This window comes from Streptomyces sp. 1331.2 (genome assembly GCF_900199205.1).
Taxonomy (GTDB): Bacteria; Actinomycetota; Actinomycetes; order Streptomycetales; family Streptomycetaceae; genus Kitasatospora.
Genome location: NZ_OBMJ01000001.1, coordinates 3,751,586 through 3,768,490 on the forward strand (window position 1 = coordinate 3,751,586; position 16,905 = coordinate 3,768,490).

General features: G+C 70.8%; 12 protein-coding genes. 4 read left to right on the forward strand and 8 right to left on the reverse strand.

Translation table 11 applies throughout. The annotated features are described in order from the left end of the window. Nucleotides 1-389 precede the first annotated feature (389 nt). Nucleotides 390-674 carry a helix-turn-helix domain-containing protein gene (locus CRP52_RS15870; RefSeq protein WP_097236994.1) on the forward strand — a complete coding sequence of 95 codons (285 nt, stop codon included), beginning with the start codon at nt 390-392 and terminating at the stop codon, nt 672-674. Between the two features lie 72 nt (nt 675-746). On the opposite strand, the gene clpB is transcribed toward CRP52_RS15870, so the two are convergent. Further along, complete coding sequence (gene clpB, locus CRP52_RS15875; protein ID WP_097236995.1) at nt 747-3,368, reverse strand: ATP-dependent chaperone ClpB; 2,622 nt, start codon at nt 3,366-3,368, stop codon at nt 747-749. A gap of 102 nt (nt 3,369-3,470) precedes the next feature. Then, nucleotides 3,471-4,400 carry a LysR family transcriptional regulator gene (locus tag CRP52_RS15880; protein WP_097236996.1) on the reverse strand — a complete coding sequence of 310 codons (930 nt, stop codon included), beginning with the start codon at nt 4,398-4,400 and terminating at the stop codon, nt 3,471-3,473. A gap of 71 nt (nt 4,401-4,471) precedes the next feature. Between CRP52_RS15880 and CRP52_RS15885 the strand changes: the two genes are divergently transcribed. Both CRP52_RS15885 and CRP52_RS15890 read left to right on the forward strand, forming a co-directional pair. Beyond that, nucleotides 4,472-5,584, forward strand: a complete 1,113-nt coding sequence (locus CRP52_RS15885) for a TDT family transporter (RefSeq protein ID WP_097240117.1) — start codon at nt 4,472-4,474, stop codon at nt 5,582-5,584. A gap of 575 nt (nt 5,585-6,159) precedes the next feature. After that, a complete protein-coding gene (locus tag CRP52_RS15890) occupies nt 6,160-7,155 on the forward strand; it encodes a LuxR C-terminal-related transcriptional regulator (protein ID WP_257032515.1) in 996 nt (331 codons plus the stop codon). A 271-nt stretch (nt 7,156-7,426) separates the two neighbouring features. Here CRP52_RS15890 and CRP52_RS15895 read toward each other — a convergent pair whose 3' ends face one another. From CRP52_RS15895 to dnaK, 6 genes are all read right to left on the reverse strand, one after another. Further along, complete coding sequence (locus CRP52_RS15895; protein WP_051709310.1) at nt 7,427-8,044, reverse strand: hypothetical protein; 618 nt, start codon at nt 8,042-8,044, stop codon at nt 7,427-7,429. Between the two features lie 588 nt (nt 8,045-8,632). Beyond that, nucleotides 8,633-9,619: a helix-turn-helix transcriptional regulator gene (locus tag CRP52_RS15900; RefSeq protein ID WP_107474896.1), complete on the reverse strand. Its 987-nt coding sequence runs from the start codon at nt 9,617-9,619 to the stop codon at nt 8,633-8,635. Nucleotides 9,620-9,811: 192 nt separating this feature from the next. Beyond that, nucleotides 9,812-10,339, reverse strand: a complete 528-nt coding sequence (locus tag CRP52_RS15905; RefSeq protein ID WP_097236998.1) for a heat shock protein transcriptional repressor HspR — start codon at nt 10,337-10,339, stop codon at nt 9,812-9,814. Between the two features lie 7 nt (nt 10,340-10,346). Continuing rightward, nucleotides 10,347-11,504, reverse strand: a complete 1,158-nt coding sequence (gene dnaJ, locus CRP52_RS15910; protein ID WP_097236999.1) for a molecular chaperone DnaJ — start codon at nt 11,502-11,504, stop codon at nt 10,347-10,349. 146 nt (nt 11,505-11,650) lie between these two features. Beyond that, a complete protein-coding gene (gene grpE / locus CRP52_RS15915; protein ID WP_097237000.1) occupies nt 11,651-12,274 on the reverse strand; it encodes a nucleotide exchange factor GrpE in 624 nt (207 codons plus the stop codon). Beyond that, the gene (gene dnaK, locus CRP52_RS15920) at nt 12,271-14,112 is read right to left on the reverse strand and encodes a molecular chaperone DnaK (RefSeq protein ID WP_030056611.1); all 1,842 of its coding nucleotides are present in this window, start codon (nt 14,110-14,112) and stop codon (nt 12,271-12,273) included. Before dnaK ends, grpE begins: the two co-directional genes overlap by 4 nt. A gap of 301 nt (nt 14,113-14,413) precedes the next feature. Here dnaK and CRP52_RS15925 point away from each other — a divergent pair, with 301 nt between their 5' ends. Next, a complete protein-coding gene (locus CRP52_RS15925; protein ID WP_097237001.1) occupies nt 14,414-16,639 on the forward strand; it encodes a (Fe-S)-binding protein in 2,226 nt (741 codons plus the stop codon). Nucleotides 16,640-16,905: the final 266 nt, after the last annotated feature.

A 16,905-nucleotide genomic window follows, 5' to 3' on the forward strand; every position in this document is an offset into this window, starting at 1 on the left:
GTGGTGGCCGGCAATGAGAGGCCGCCCTTTCCACCTCCCATCCTGCCTCATCCGGGGCCTCGCTCACAGGGGCACCCGGGAGTGCATCGATCTTCGCCAGGGCGTCGTCCGGGCGCTGTCCGGGCGTGGTCAGCGGGGTGCCGGGGGCGGGTCGGGGACGGTCCGGCGGGCGACCGTGGCGGGTGGTCGGGCGGGCGGTGGTCACGGAGGGTGTCCGAGGAGCGACGCGGGCGCTCCGGAGGGGCGCGCGTGAGCCACGTCACGCGCCCGGCGCGCGGGTTCGCCTGCCGTACGGGCCGGATGCGGTTAGCGTGCGACGGAACTCATTTCGCACAAAGCCCGTACTAAGCGGGCAAGTTGAGCTGTGCCGAGTCGAGGGGGGAACGGGAGTGGACGGAACGGTGACGGGGGAGGGCGCGACGCTCGGGGCGCTGCTGCGGAGCATCCGGCTCGAACGGGGGATGACGCAGGAGCAGCTGGGTGACGCGACGGGGCTGAGCGTGCGCTCGATCCGGGACCTGGAGCGGGGCGTGTCCTGCCCGAGGGTCTCCACACTGCGCCTGCTGACCCAGACCTGGAACCTGCCGGAGCCCCAGAGCGCCGAGCTGCACCGGCTGGCGCGCAGCCGGCGGGACCGCACGCGGCACCGGCTGCGGCGGGGCACCGCCGAGTGACGTGACCGTGGGCGAGTGACGCGGTGCGGGCCGGGAACGCGGGTGTCTGCCGCGCTCCCGGCCCGCGGCGGGCTACTTCTCCAGCGGCCCCCGGCCGCGCACGGTGAGCCCGTCGCCCTCCTCGTCCCGCTCGACCAGGACGGTGTCCCCGTCGTGCACCGCGCCGGACAGGATCGCCCGGGCCAGCTGGTCGCCGATCGCGGACTGCACCAGCCGGCGCAGCGGACGGGCGCCGTACGCCGGGTCGTAGCCGGCGAGCGCCAGCCAGTCGCGGGCCGCCTCGGAGACGTCCAGGGTGAGCCGCCGCTCGTTCAGCCGCTCGCCCAGGCGGGCCACCTGCAGGTCGACGATCCGGCTCAGCTCGGCGGTGCCCAGCGGCTCGAAGACCACGATGTCGTCCAGCCGGTTCAGGAACTCCGGCTTGAACGCGGCCCGGACGGCGGCCAGCACCAGCTCGCGCTTCTCCGCCTCCGGGGTGGTCGGGTCGACCAGGAACTGACTGCCCAGGTTGGAGGTGAGGATCAGGATCGCGTTGCGGAAGTCCACCGTGCGGCCCTGGCCGTCGGTGAGCCGGCCGTCGTCCAGCACCTGGAGCAGGACGTCGAAGACCTCCGGATGCGCCTTCTCCACCTCGTCCAGCAGGACCACGCTGTACGGGCGGCGGCGGACCGCCTCGGTGAGCTGGCCGCCCTCCTCGTAGCCGACGTACCCGGGCGGGGCGCCGACCAGGCGGGAGACGGAGTGCTTCTCGCCGTACTCGCTCATGTCGATCCGGACCATCGCCCGCTCGTCGTCGAAGAGGAAGTCGGCCAGGGCCTTGGCGAGTTCGGTCTTGCCGACGCCCGTCGGGCCGAGGAAGAGGAAGGAGCCGGTCGGGCGGTCCGGGTCGGCGATGCCGGAGCGGGTGCGGCGCACCGCGTCCGAGACGGCCTGCACGGCCTCCTGCTGGCCGATCAGGCGTCGGCCCAACTCCTCCTCCATGCGCAGGAGTTTCGCGCTCTCGCCCTCCAGCAGCCGGCCGGCCGGGATGCCCGTCCAGGAGGCGACCACGTCGGCCACGTCGTCCGGGCCGACCTCCTCCTTGACCATCGAGGCGGAGGCGGACCCGGCCTCGGTGTCCGCAGTCGCGGCGCGCTCCTGGGCCTCGGCGAGCTCCGCCTCGGCGGCCGGGATCTCGGCGTACATCAGCTTGGACGCCCGCTCGAAGTCCCCGTCGCGCTGGGCGCGTTCGAGCACACCGTGCAGGTCGTCCAGCCGCTCCTTCAGCTCGCCGACCCGGTTGAGGCTCTTCTTCTCCTGCTCCCAGCGCGCCGTGAGCACGCTCAACTGCTCGTTCTTGTCGGCGAGATCGCGCCGCAGCCGGGCCAGCCGGTCGACCGAGGCCGGGTCGGACTCCTTCTCCAGGGCCAGCTCCTCCATCCGCAACCGGTCGACGGAGCGCTGGAGTTCGTCGATCTCGACCGGGGAGGAGTCGATCTCCATCCGCAGCCGGGAGGCCGCCTCGTCGACCAGGTCGATCGCCTTGTCGGGCAGGAAGCGGGAGGTGATGTAGCGGTTGGACAGGGTGGCGGCGGCGACCAGGGCGGCGTCCGAGATCTGCACCTTGTGGTGCGCCTCGTACCGGCCCTTGAGGCCGCGCAGGATGGCGATCGAGTCCTCCACGCTGGGCTCGCCGACCAGCACCTGCTGGAAGCGCCGCTCCAGGGCCGGGTCCTTCTCGATCCGCTCGCGGTACTCGTCCAGCGTGGTGGCGCCGACCATCCGCAACTCGCCACGGGCCAGCATCGGCTTGAGCATGTTGCCCGCGTCCATCGCGGAGTCGCCGCCGGCGCCCGCGCCGACCACGGTGTGCAGCTCGTCGATGAAGGTGACGACCCGGCCGTCGGAGGCCTTGATGTCGTTGAGGACGGCCTTCAGCCGCTCCTCGAACTCGCCGCGGAACTTGGCGCCCGCGACCATCGCACCGAGGTCCAGCGAGACCAGCCGCTTGCCGCGCAGTGACTCCGGCACGTCGCCGGCCACGATCCGCTGGGCCAGGCCCTCGACCACGGCGGTCTTGCCGACGCCCGGCTCGCCGATCAGCACCGGGTTGTTCTTGGTCCGGCGGGAGAGCACCTGGACCACCCGGCGGATCTCCTGGTCGCGGCCGATCACCGGGTCGAGCTTGCCGTCGCGGGCGGCCTGGGTGAGGTCGGTGCCGTACTTCTCCAGCGCCTTGTAGGTGCCCTCCGGATCCGGCGAGGTGACCCGCCCGGTGCCGCGGACGTCCTTGAACGCGGCGAGCAGGGCCTTCGGCGTCGCGCCCTGCTGCACCAGCAGCTCGGCGACCGGCCCGCCCTCGGCGGCCAGGCCGACCATCAGGTGCTCGGTGGAGACGTACTGGTCGTCCAGGTCGTCGGCGCGCCGGCCGGCCTCGGTGAGCACCGCCAGGGTGTCCCGGGCGAGCTGCGGCGCGGCGACCGTCGAGCCCATCGCACTGGGCAGGGCGGCCGCCTGGCGGCGCGCCTCGGTGTCGAGCCGGGCGACGTCGGCCCCGACCGCCTCCAGCAGGGGCCGGGCGATGCCCTCGGGCTGCTCCAGCAGGGCGATCAGGATGTGCACCGGCTTGACGTCCGGGTTGCCGGCCGCGCCCGCCTGCCGGATCGCGGCGGACAGGGCGTCCTGCGTCTTGGTGGTGAACTTGCTGGCGTCCACTGCTGGGGAGTCCTCCCTGGTCGTCGTTCTGCTGCTACCTACAGCATGCACTAAGTTGAGTCTATTGCGCTCAACTTTCCACCTCAAGCTTTTCCGGGAGGGTCAATTCCCGGTCGAGCGCCTGGGGGAGCTCCGCCGGGTCAGCCCCAGCAGCTCCCGGGCCGGGCCGCCCGGCCGCTGCCCGGTCGGCCACACCGCCCGCAGCGGCCGCCGCAGGTCCAGCCCCTCCGCCAGCGGCACCTCGACCAGCCGCCGGGTCGCCAGCTCCTCCACCACCGCCAGCTCGCTCAGGCAGACCGGCCCCGCGCCGGTCATCGCGGCCGCCTTCAGCGCCGTGGACGAGGCCAGTTCCAGCCGGGGCTGCGTCGCGCCGCCGTACGGCCGCAGCGCCGCCTCCAGCACCTCCCGGGTGCCCGAGCCGGGCTCGCGCAGCACGAGCGGGGTGGCCGCCAGCTCGGCGCCGGTCAGTGGAGTGCGGCGGCGCGCCCACGGGTGGCCGGGCGCCACCACGACGACCAGCCGGTCCGCCGCCACCACCGCGCCGGCCAGTCCGGGCGGGGTGGCCGGGCCCTCGACGAAGCCGAGGTCGGCGTGCCCGGCCAGGACGTGCCCGGCGACCTCCGCCGAGTTCGCCGTCCGCAGCGTCACCGCCGTGCCCGGACTGGCCTCGGCCAGCCCCAGCAGCCAGCCCGGCATCAGGTACTCGGCGACGGTCAGGCTGGCCACCACCCGCAGCTTGGCGTCCCGGCGCTCGCGCAGCGCGTCGATCCCGGCGTCCAGTGCCTGCGCCGCCTCCACCACCTGCCGGGCCCACTCGACCACCAGCCGCCCCGCCTCGGTCGGCTTGCTGCCCCGGGGCGAGCGGTCCAGCAGCGGGACGCCGATCTGCCGCTCCATGCCCTTGATCCGGGCGCTGGCGGTCGGCTGGCTGACGCCCAGCTCGGCGGCCGCCCGTCCGACGCTGCCCAGTCGGGCCACCGCGAGCAGCAGTTCCAGGGCGCCGAGCTCGGGGACGTGTGGGGAGAGGGTCATAGCTCCAGGCTATGCCGCCATAGGATCTTCGGCGCTACCGGCGCCCGGCCTTCGGACCGATGGTGGGGAGCATGTCCACCTTGGCCGATATCCGCCCCCTCGCCCGCCCCGCCATTCGCCGCTCGCGGTACGACCTCTCCCAGCTCGGCCCCAACTGGTACGCCGCCGTGATGGGCACCGCGATCCTGGGCAACGGCGCCGCCGTCCTGCCGGTACGGCTGCCCGGGCTGATCGGCTTCGGCGAGGTGCTGTGGGCGCTCGGCATGGCCGCTCTGCTGGTGCTGGTCCCGGCCCGGCTGGTCCACCTCACCCGGCACCGCGAAGCGGCCCGCGCCCAGCTGCTGGACAACCCGGCCACCGCCGTCTTCTACGGCTGCCCGCCGATGGCGCTGCTCGCGGTCGGCCTCGGCACCCTGCTGCTCGGCTCCCGGGTCATCGGCACCGGCCCGGCGGTCGCCCTGGACGCGGTGCTGTGGGGCGTGGGCACCCTGTACGCGCTGGCCGTCGCCGGCGGCATCCCCTACCTGATGATCACCCGGCACCCGGTCTCCGCCCTGGAGGCCAACCCGACCTGGCTGCTGCCGGTGGTCGCCCCGCTGGTCGCCTCCGCCTGCGGTCCGGCGCTGGTCCCGCACCTGCCGGCCGGGGCACCGCAGCAGGCCATGCTGTACGCCTGCTGCGGGCTGTTCGGGGTCGGGCTGCTGGCCACCCTGGTGCTGCTGCCGGTGGTGTTCACCGGGCTGCTGCACAGCAAGCTGCCCACCCTGGTGCTCACCCCCTCGCTGTTCCTGGTGCTCGGCCCGCTCGGCCAGTCCGTGACCGCCGTCCACCAGCTCGCCGACGCCGCCCGCCCGGTGCTGCCCGCGCTCGCCCCGGCCATGCGCGACCTCGCCGAGCTGTACGGCGTCGCGGTGATCGGCGTCGCGATGCTCTGGCTGGCCGTCGCCCTCGCCGCCAACCTGCGCGCCCGGCGGGCCGGGATGCCGTTCGCGATGACCTGGTGGGCGTACACCTTCCCGATCGGCACCTGCGTCACCGGCGCCTCCGCGCTTGCCCGGCACACCGGCTTCGGGGGCTTCACCGGGCTGGCCGCGGGGCTGTTCCTGCTGCTGGCGCTCGCCTGGGTGCTCGCGGCGGGCGGGACCGCGGCCGGGCTGGCACGCGGGCGGCTGCTGGCGCGCTGAGGCGGCCCGATTGTCACCGCGCGTAGACATGCAGCTCAGGCGCCGCCCCCGTTGCAGGAACGCGCACCGGCACGATCACCGCCCCCGGCCGATCGGCGGAACCGCCGGTCCGCCCCCGCACCCCCCGCTGGCCTCGGCCTTTACCGGAATGCGGCCCACCGCCCCGACCCGTGCCCCCGCGCCGCCCTGCAGGTATCTGCATTTGCGCGAACATGCACTCGGGCGGCACTTGTTCACCGGCCGTCACGCTGTGAGGGTGGAGTCACGCCAAGTCGTCCGGGCAACCGCGGCCCGATGGAGGCGACTTGCTCTTCGAACGTGACTGCAGGAGCACCGACGTGCAGCTGTGGAACGGGGGGGAAGAGCGCCGGCCGGGACCATGTGTGGTGATGGCACCCGGAACCGGATCCGTCGAGGCGTTGCTGCTCCGCCTCGACGGAAGCGCCGTGGCATTGGCGTAAGGACGGCGGGCCCGCGGACGTCCCGGTGTGCGACGGCACCCGGGCCCGGGGCCCGCCGTCCCACCAGGTACCGTGACCGCCGATCCGCAATCCGGCAGGGGGAGTGCGAGCGACGTGACGGCGGAACCGGCGGTCGAACCGCACCACACCGGGCCCGTGGGCGAGCAGCCCGACGAAGCCGCCCGGCAGCTGTACCTGGCGATCATCGCCGAGGGCGGCCGCATCCCCTGCGGCGGAGTCACCGACACCGACCAGGCCGCGCTCCGACAGCTCATCGACATCGGCCTGCTGATGGTCAATGCGGTGGACCACTGCTACACCGCCGTCAGCCCCCGCTCGGTCAGCGACCGCCTCGGCGCCGAACTCCGCAGTGAGGCCACCCGGCTGCTGGTCCGCGCCGAGAGCCTGCCCGGCACCCTCGACGGCCTCACCCGCGCCTACGACGCGATGCCCCGCCCCTCGGGCCGGGCCGGCGGCGCCGTCCACGTCGAAGGACACGTCCACATCCGCCAGCGGATCTCCCAACTGGTCTCCGACTGCCGCTCCGAGGTCCTCACCGCCCAACCCGGCCACCGCCCCGCCGACACCCTGCAGGTCGCCCTCCTCCAGGACGTCCAACTCCTCCAGCGCGGCTGCTCCCTGCGCACCATCTACCAGCCGGTCGCCCTCGCCGACCCGCCCGCCCTCGCCTACGCCGAGGAGGTCACCCGGCACGGCTCCCTCATCCGCGTCCTCGACGAGCCCTTCCAACGGCTGATCGTCTTCGACCGCACCGTCGCCGTGATCTCCGCCAGCGAGGACAACAGCACCGCCGCCTTCATCAGCGACCCGGCCACCATCGCTTTCCTGGTCGGCACCTTCGAACGCGACTGGGCCCGCGCCGACACCGCCGCAGCCGCCACCGCCCTCGGCCAGGGCACCACCCGCACCATCCCCGACCGGGTCGGCCGCCTCCTCGCCCGCGGCCTCACCCAACGCGCCGTCGCCACCCGCCTGGGCCTCAGCGAACGCACCGTCGCCGCCCACATCTCCCGCCTCCGCGACCGCTACGGCGCTCAGACCCTCTTCCAGCTCGGCTGGCTGATGAGAGGCGCCCGCGATGACCGATGAGCCCGCGATGACCGATGAGCCCGCGATGACCGATGAGCCCGCGATGACCGATGAGCCCGCGATGACCGATGAGCCCTCCGCCCCGTCCACCCTGCTCACCGCCGCCCGGGGGCTCACGCAGCGGGCGATCGCCGGCCGGACGGGGCTGAGCGAGCGGACGGTCGCCGGTCACATCGCCCGGCTGCGTGAGCTGTACGACGCGGAGACGCTGTTCCGACAGGGCCGGCAGATACGGGGGCCCGGACGGGGGAGTCCGGTGGGTGAGCGCTGCTCAGCCGGTGGCGGCGCCGGTCGGCCAGTAGCCGGGGACCGGGGGCTGCTGCCGGGGGACGTTGAACTGCTCGCCGGGGGCGGTCCAGAAGCCCTCGCGCAGGGAGAGCGCCATGCCGGCCCAGTCGAGGGCGGTCTCCACCGTGTGGTTGAGGGCCTCCTGCGACCAGGTGTCGTCGAAGACCAGCGGCAGGACGGGGGCGACCTGCTCGATGGTGGCGATCAGCGGGTTGTGGGTGATGGCCTCGTCGACGAGGAGGACGATCGGCTTCCGCAGCGCGGACGCCCAACCCAGCTCCAGGCTCACACCGGCCGAGAGCGGCGCTCCCACGTAGGCGAAGACCAGGTCCGCGGACTGCAGGGCGCGGAAGTCGGAGGGGACGCGGGGCTCCGGCGCCCGGCCGGAGATGGTCCAGGCATCGCTGTGGTGCGCGCTGTACACGGCGGCACCGCTGCGGAGCAGGGTGGTGCGGAGCGTCGTCAGCCGCGTCCGGCTGGCGAGCGTCACCACGCTGTCGGCCGGCCCGGTCAGCCGCATCAGCGGCGCGGCCAGGAACACGCGTGCACGCCGACCCTCAGGGGCCTGGCTGTCGTGGTGACGCAGGTAGGGCTCGGTCATGTCGACTCCGGGGAAAGGCCGACCGGGTTGGGAAGTGGCGCCGGTTGGCGTTGAGAGTGGCTGCTGCTTCAAGTGGTCCGGTGCCCTGATGTGGAACAAACTTTGACAGTACAGCAACAGAATTGCCCGCTGGTGCTGGACTATCGGGGGCGAACTGATCGTCTATCAGTGGGCTCGGCCGCGTCCAGGTTTTGCCCCTGTCATCTGGATGCCTGGCAGGGAGATGACGGACCTCGTGGTACCGGGCAGGTGACACCGCAACTCTCCGTGGGGCATCATGTGGACGCCAGTGCTATTAGCGTCGCTCGCTGAGCTTTCGGAAAGGAGAGGACAGTTGTCCCGTATGTCCAGGCTTGTGCGTAAGGTTGCATTTTCGGTAGCCATCGCGGCCGCGGCCTTGGTCGGCGCCTGTGTCATAGCGGGTGGTGCTCGACTGCAGCTGGACGGGGAAGCGGGAGACGGTCGCGCCATTTCGGCGGTCCAAGCGGTTGTCGACGACATCAACTGGGGCTGACGGTAGTCGAGTTCGACCGGGCGGACCCTATACTTCTGGTTGACCTCCGGTTGGCTGGTATTTGCCGGAATGCCCTATTCTGGTCTCTGCTGTGATGCGCGGCCCAGCATGTAGCCAAGCTGGAACAGGGAGTCGACGTTGTACTCCTCCCTCATCTCGGCGATGTGGCGTGCCAGAGTCCGCTCGCTGATCCCCAGCCGGCGGGCGATGACGCGGTGATTGGTGCCGGCGAGCAGTAGGTCGATGATGGTTTGCCGCAGCCTCGGAATGACTTCCTGCGGGATGGCGGCATTGCCGTCGAATTCCAGCGCCCGGGTCCAGTTCCGCTCGAAGACCTCCTCGATGAGGAAGTTGATGACGCCGGGATCGTGGATGAAGGCGGCCATCTCGTCGCCGCCCACCGGAATCACTGCCAGCCGCCTGTTGAGGATGATGAGGCGGGCGTAGGGCTCGTCCAGGGTACGGAACTGGTAGCCCTCCCTGGTCAGTCTGGAAACGTATTCACGGGTGGGCTGGTGGTAGCGCGTGCTCGCGTTGTAGATGCTTCGCATCGAGGCGCCCTGCTGCAGGATCTTCAGATCGCGTTCGATTCCGGAGGCCAGCAGCTCGGGAGGTCGAGGCCCTCCGGGTTGCATGGCCAGGCCCTCGGTGATTCCGGCGGCCGAGAACTGCTGAACGCGCTGATTGATGTGCGCCTTGCCTCGGACGTATTCGATGGGGCCGCCTTCCTGGTCCGAGCTGTGGAACGCCTCGGCCAGTTCGCTCAGGTCGGCGGGGAGTGCCACGGAACGTGACAGCAGATCCAGGGCCTGTCGCTGCCAGGATGAGCTCAGGGTGAAGGACAGCTGAGCCGGGTCCGCGGCGATGAGCAAATCCGGATCGTCGCTGTCCCGGATCAGGAGGCCGAGATCGATGAGTTCGCGCAGGGAATTATTCTTGTTTGATTCGTAATCATCTTTCGTGCTGCCGCTGTGGATGATTTTGAGATAGAGCTCCCGGGCTTCCGGCGACAGTATTCGTGATCCGCCAGTCATGAGAACTGGCTGTTCTCGCCCGCTCATTTCGGCTCCCTGTCATCCACTGAGCAACTAGTGACCACCATTGTCAGCTGTCCCGGCACCCCGGATTGCTCGTTGCTCACCCGTCCGTCGCCGACAGCGTCGAGCTTCGGGCAAGCACCCTCTCACATATCCACAAGCCGCCGGCACCCCCCGGACAGGAGGGGGCCGGCGGCAGGTGGCCGTGCGGGGTGGTCAGCGCTTGGGACGCCAGACGACGAGGGCGCTGGACTGGGGGGTGGGGGGCTGGTACGGGACCAGGTCGCGGCGGTAGGAGGCGTGGACGGCAGCCTCGCGCTGCTGGAGGGCGGCGGCGGCGCCTTCGAGGGAGTCGACCAGTTCGGCGACGCGGGACTGGAGGGCGGTGACCTGGTTCTCCAGCTCGATGATCCGCTTGATGCCCGCCAGGTTGATGCCCTCGTCCTGGGAGAGCCGCTGGACCTCGCGCAGCTGCTGGATGTCGCGGGCGGAGTAGCGGCGTCCGCGGCCGGCGGTGCGGTCGGGGCAGACGAGGCCGAGGCGGTCGTACTGGCGGAGGGTCTGCGGGTGCAGGCCGGACAGTTCGGCGGCCACGGAGATGACGTACACCGGGGTGTCCTCGGTGAGGACGTACGTCGGCGGGGCGGCGGCCCGGCGGGGCCGGCGGGCGCCGGCACCGGGCAGGCCTTCGCCGAGGCCGGGGCCGATCGAGCCGTCGGGGTTGGTCGGATTCATCGGGGACATCTGGTCGTCACGCTCCCTTCGCCGCCCGGAAGAGGGCTGCTCGCGGATCGTCGGAGGCGGTGGCCTCGCGGTACTGCTCCAGGGCGTCCAGCGCGTCGCCGCTGACGTGCTGGGGGACCACGACCTCGACGGTGACGAGGAGGTCGCCGCGGGTGCCGTCCTTGCGGGTGGCGCCCTTGCCGCGGGCGCGCATGGTGAGGCCGTTGGCGCTGCCCGGGGGCAGCTTGAGCTTCACGGCGGGGCCGTTGAGCGTGGGCACCTCGATGGTGGCGCCGAGCGCAGCCTCGGGGAAGGTGACCGGGACGGTGACGGTGAGGTTGTCGCCCTTGCGGCCGAAGACGGGGTGCGGGTCCACGTGCACGGTGACGTAGAGGTCGCCGGGCTGGCCGCCGCGTTCGCCCTGGGCGCCCTTGCCCTTGAGGCGGATGCGCTGGTCGGCCTGGACGCCGGCCGGGATGCGGACCTGCATGGTGCGGGCGGAGCTGGCGCGGCCGCTGCCGTGGCAGTCGGTGCACGGGTCGTCGACGATCATGCCCCGGCCGCGGCAGTCCTTGCAGGGCTCGGAGAGGGCGAAGGCGCCCTGGCCGCGGCTGACGGTGCCGGCGCCGACGCAGGTCGGGCAGACTCGCGGGGTGGTACCGGACTTGGCGCCGGTGCCGTTGCAGGTGCGGCAGGGGGCCTGGCTGGTCATCCGCAGCGGGACGGTCGCGCCGTCGACGGCCTCCTCGAAGGAGAGCGTCACCTCGGTCTCGACGTCGGCGCCGCGCCGGGGCTGGGCCTGCCGGCTGCCGCCGCGGTTGAAGAGGCCGCCGAAGACGTCGCCGATCCCGCCGCTGCCGCCGCCCTGGCTGCCGCTGAAGAGGTCGCCGAAGTCGAAGCTGTAGCTGCCGGGGCCGCCGGGGCCGCCGCCGGCCCGGAAGCCGCCGTTGGCGAAGAGGCTGCGGGCCTCGTCGTACTCCTTGCGGCGCTTCTCGTCGGAGAGGACGTCGTACGCCTCGGAGATGTCCTTGAACCGCTCCTCGGCCTTGGCGTCACCCGTGTTGGCGTCGGGGTGGAACTCGCGGGCCAGCTTGCGGTAGGTCTTCTTGATCTCGGTGGCGGTGGCGTCCTTGGGCACGCCGAGGACCTTGTAGTAGTCCTTCTCGACAAAGTCCTTGCCGCTCATGGCTCCCGCCACCTCCCGAGTTCCATCGTCACTGTGCTGTCAACAGCAGGGGAAAGCAAGGCCGTTGACAGCGCGCTGCGGAGCCGGCCGCCGTGTTGGCCGGCGTACGACTCCGCAGCGCACTGGTTGTCAGCTGTCACTGGCTGTCAGTTGTCCGAGCCACCGTCGGACTTGTCCGCGTCGCCGGACTTGGTGTCGGCGTCCGGGGCGGCGGTCGTCTGGGTGCCCGGCTGGGGCTCCGCGACGGCGACCATCGCCGGGCGGATGATCCGCTCACCGATCCGGTAGCCGGGCTGGAGGATCTGCACGCAGGTGTCCTCGGTGACGTCCGAGGAGTAGCTGTGCATCAGCGCCTCGTGCATGGTCGGGTCGAAGGGCTCGCCCTCCTTGCCGAACTGCTGCAGGCCCAGCTTGGCGACGACCGTCTCCAGGGACTCGGCGACGGACTTGAAGCCGCCCGTCACCTCGCCGTGCTCGCGGGCGCGGCCGATGTCGTCCAGGACGGGGATCAGGGACTCCAGGATGTTGGAGACCGCGATCTCGCGGACGGTCAGCCGGTCGCGCTCGACCCGCTTGCGGTAGTTCTGGTACTCGGCCTGCAGGCGCTGGAGGTCGGCCGTGCGCTCGGCCAGCTCGCGCTTAGCGGTGGCGAGTTCGTCCGTGGAGCCCTCGGCGGCACCGGCCGCCGCGGCCTCCTCGGCAGCCTTGATCACGGCCTCTTCGGCGGCGGAGTCGTCGCCGGGCTTGCCGCCCTGCGGCTTGTCCGTCATGCCGCACCGCCCTTGGGCTTCTCGTCGTCCACGATCTCGGCGTCGACGACGTCGTCCTCGGCCTTGGCCTGGGCGGAGTCGCCGGCGGCGGCACCGGCGGGGGCGTCGGCGTTGGCGTAGAGCGCCTGGCCGAGCTTCTGCGCGGTGGTGGAGACCTTCTCCGAGGCCTCGCGGATCTTCGCGATGTCCTCGCCCTTCAGGGCCTCCTTGAGCTCGCCGATGGCGGTCTCGACCTCGGTCTTGACGTCGGCCGGGAGCTTGTCGGAGTTGTCGGCGATGAACTTCTCGGTCGAGTAGACGAGCTGCTCGGCGGAGTTGCGGGTCTCGACGGCCTCGCGGCGCTTGTGGTCGTCCTCGGCGTACTGCTCGGCCTCGCGGCGCATGCGGTCGACCTCGTCCTTCGGCAGCGAGGAGCCGCCGGTGACGGTCATCTTCTGCTCCTTGCCGGTGCCGAGGTCCTTCGCGGCCACGTGCATGATGCCGTTGGCGTCGATGTCGAAGGTGACCTCGATCTGCGGCAGGCCGCGCGGCGCCGGCGGCAGGCCGGTCAGCTCGAACATGCCGAGCTTCTTGTTGTACGCCGCGATCTCGCGCTCGCCCTGGTAGACCTGGATCTGCACGGACGGCTGGTTGTCCTCGGCCGTGGTGAAGATCTCGGAGCGCTTGGTGGGGATCGTGGTGTTGCGCTCGATCAGCTTGGTCATGATGCCGCCCTTGGTCTCGATGCCGAGGGACAGCGGGGTGACGTCGAGCAGCAGGACGTCCTTGACCTCGCCCTTGAGGACACCGGCCTGGAGCGAGGCGCCGATGGCGACGACCTCGTCCGGGTTGACGCCCTTGTTGGCGTCCTTGCCGCCGGTCAGCTCGCGGACCAGCTCGGCGACGGCCGGCATGCGGGTCGAGCCGCCGACGAGGACGACGTGGTCGATCTCGGAGAGCGAGATGCCGGCGTCCTTGATCACGTTGTGGAACGGGATCTTGCAGCGCTCCAGCAGGTCGGAGGTGAGCTGCTGGAACTGGGCGCGGGTGAGCTTCTCGTCCAGGTGCAGCGGACCCTCGGCGGAGGCCGTGATGTAGGGCAGGTTGATCGAGGTCTCGGAGGACGAGGACAGCTCGATCTTGGCCTTCTCGGCGGCCTCGCGCAGACGCTGCAGGGCCATCTTGTCCTTGGACAGGTCGACGCCGTGGCCGCCCTGGAAGGTCTTGACCAGGTGGTCGACGATCTTCTGGTCCCAGTCGTCGCCGCCGAGGTGGTTGTCACCGTTGGTGGCCTTCACCTCGACGACCCCGTCGCCGATCTCCAGCAGGGAGACGTCGAAGGTGCCGCCGCCGAGGTCGAAGACCAGGATGGTCTGGTCGTCCTTGTCGAGGCCGTACGCGAGGGCGGCCGCGGTCGGCTCGTTGACGATGCGCAGGACGTTGAGGCCCGCGATCTCACCGGCCTCCTTGGTGGCCTGGCGCTCGGAGTCGGAGAAGTACGCCGGGACGGTGATGACGGCGTCGGTGACGGTCTCGCCCAGGTAGGCCTCGGCGTCCCGCTTCAGCTTCTGCAGGATGAAGGCGCTGATCTGCTGCGGGTTGAAGTCCTTGCCGTCCAGGTTGATCTTCCACCCGGTGCCCATGTGGCGCTTGACCGAGCGGATGGTGCGGTCGACGTTGGTGACCGCCTGGCGCTTGGCCACCTCGCCGACCAGGACCTCGCCGTTCTTCGCGAAAGCGACGACGGACGGCGTGGTCCGCGCGCCCTCGGCGTTCGTGATGACGGTGGGCTCGCCACCCTCCAGAACGCTGACGACCGAGTTCGTCGTACCGAGGTCGATGCCGACCGCGCGTGCCATCGTAGATACCTCCACGGAAGAGTTGAGCTTTACAGGCTCAAGGATGCATGACTCGGCGGACAGCGTCAACAGCCATGAGCGGGTACCGCTCAACTTTGCTGAGCCGTGCGACGTTCCGGGCCTTGTGGCGCCGTGCGGTGAGGGTGGCGTTACGTGACTGCCGCCATAGCCTGGGAATCTTCTGGTGACGTGTGGACGACCGGTAATGTCCGGGCCGTCGGCCCGGCAAGTTACCGACGAGTACACTTCCTTCAGATTCCAGAACACAGCCCAACAGGAAGCCGCAGGAGACGGAGAGCCGATGCAGCTAGCAGCGATCGTCATCTCGCTGGTCACCTTCGTGATCGGCACCGCGCTCGCCCTTCGTGCGGCGTGGCACATCTTCAAGGTGGTGCTGACCGGCGCGCCGGACTCCACCCGATTCGGCAAGCCCGCCCAGCGGGTGAAGACCCTCGCCGTCGAATTCGTCGGCCACACCAGGATGAACCGCTGGGGGATCGTCGGCATCGCCCACTGGTTCGTCGCCGTCGGCTTCTTCAGCCTGGTGCTGACCATCGTCAACGCGATGGGCCAGCTCTTCGACGCCGAGTGGGAACTGCCGATCATCGGCCACTGGATGGTCTGGCAGCTCTTCGTCGAGCTCGTCGGCACCCTGACCACGCTGGGCATCGCGACCCTGATGGTGATCCGGCTGATGAGCCTGCCGTCCAGGTCGGGCCGCAAGTCCCGGTTCGCCGGCTCGATCGCCTGGCAGGCCTTCTACGTCGAGTACACGATCCTCGGCATCGGTCTCTGCATCCTGATGCTCCGCGCGCTGGAGGGCGCCCTGGCCGGCGTCGACTCGTACGGCCCGGAGCACCTGGTCTCGTACCCGATCGTCTCCGCGCTCAGCGGCCTGTCGCACGGCACCCTGGAGAACCTGGTCTACCTGTTCGCGATGCTGAAGATCTGCATCTCGTTCGCGTGGGCGACCACCATCGGCCTCAACCCCTCGATGGGCGTGGCCTGGCACCGCTTCCTCGGCTTCTTCAACATCTACTTCAAGCGCGAGGAGGACGGCGGCACCGCGCTCGGTGCGCTCCGTCCGATGACCAGCAAGGGCCAGCCGATCGACTTCGAGGACCCGGCCGAGGACGCCGTCTTCGGCGTCTCCCAGGTCGAGCACTTCTCCTGGAAGGGCATCCTCGACTTCTCCACCTGCACCGAGTGCGGCCGCTGCCAGTCGCAGTGCCCCGCCTGGAACACCGGCAAGCCGCTCTCGCCGAAGCTGCTGATCATGAGCCTGCGCGAGCACGCCTACGGCAAGGCGCCGTACCTGCTGGCCGGTGGCGGCAAGGACATGGAGGGCACCGAGCAGGCCACCTCCGAGCAGCTCAAGGACGTCCCGGCGGCCGCCCTGGCCGAGGCCGAGCGCCCGCTGGTCGGCACCGCCGAGGAGAACGGCGTCATCGACCCGGACGTGCTGTGGTCCTGCACCACCTGCGGCGCCTGCGTCGAGCAGTGCCCGGTGGACATCGAGCACATCGACCACATCGTCGACATGCGCCGCTACCAGGTGATGATCGAGAGCAACTTCCCGACCGAGGCCGGGACGATGCTCAAGAACCTGGAGAACAAGGGCAACCCGTGGGGCATGGCCACCAAGGCCCGCCTGGACTGGGTCAAGGAGCTCAAGAAGGAGACCGGCATCGAGGTGCCGGTGATCGGCGAGGACATCGACCCCGCCGAGGTCGAGTACCTCTACTGGGTCGGCTGCGCCGGCGCCCTGGAGGACCGCGCCAAGAAGACCACCAAGGCCTTCGCCGAGCTGCTGCACACCGCGGGCGTGAAGTTCGCGATCCTCGGCAAGGAGGAGACCTGCACCGGTGACTCCCCGCGCCGCCTGGGCAACGAGTTCCTGTTCCAGATGCTCGGCGCGCAGAACGTCGAGACCCTGAACGCCGCGCTGGAGGACGCCCCGACCAAGCGGATCGTGGCCACCTGCCCGCACTGCTTCAACACCATCGCCAACGAGTACCCGCAGCTGGGCGGCCACTTCGAGGTCATCCACCACACCCAGCTGCTGCAGCACCTGATCGACGAGGGCAAGCTGCTGCCGGTCAACCCGGTCGAGGGCCTGATCACCTACCACGACCCCTGCTACCTGGGCCGCCACAACAAGGTCTACACGCCGCCGCGCGAGATCATGGACAAGGTCCCCGGCCTGCGCCAGCAGGAGATGCACCGCCACAAGGAGCGCGGCTTCTGCTGCGGCGCCGGTGGTGCCCGGATGTGGATGGAGGAGCGCATCGGCAAGCGGATCAACACCGAGCGCGTGGACGAGGCGCTGTCGCTCAACCCCGACATCGTCTCCACCGCCTGCCCGTTCTGCCTGGTGATGCTCTCCGACTCGGTCAACGGGAAGAAGAACGAGGGCGCGGCCAAGGAGCACCTGAAGGTGGTCGACGTCGCCCAGCTGCTGCTCGACTCGGTGAAGGCGACCCCGCCGGCCGAGGCCGAGGAGCGGACGGAGACGGTGGACGCGTAGCGGTCCGCCGCCGCCCGGAGGCCCACTGTTCGAGATCCTGCTGTTCGACAGTTCTGCTACAACCGCCCGGCCCGGTGGACGCCGTCAACGCGCCTGCCGGGCCGGGCTTTCGGCGTCGGAGCCGATCTCCGGCGGGACGGCCGGCGGGCGGCGGGTGACGCCAATCGCACAGGTGCCGGACGGGTATTCGGTCAGAAGGAAATACAGTAGGCGCCGGACCGGCCTCGTGCCATGGTCCACCCGTACCGGTCGCAGGGCCGGCCGGG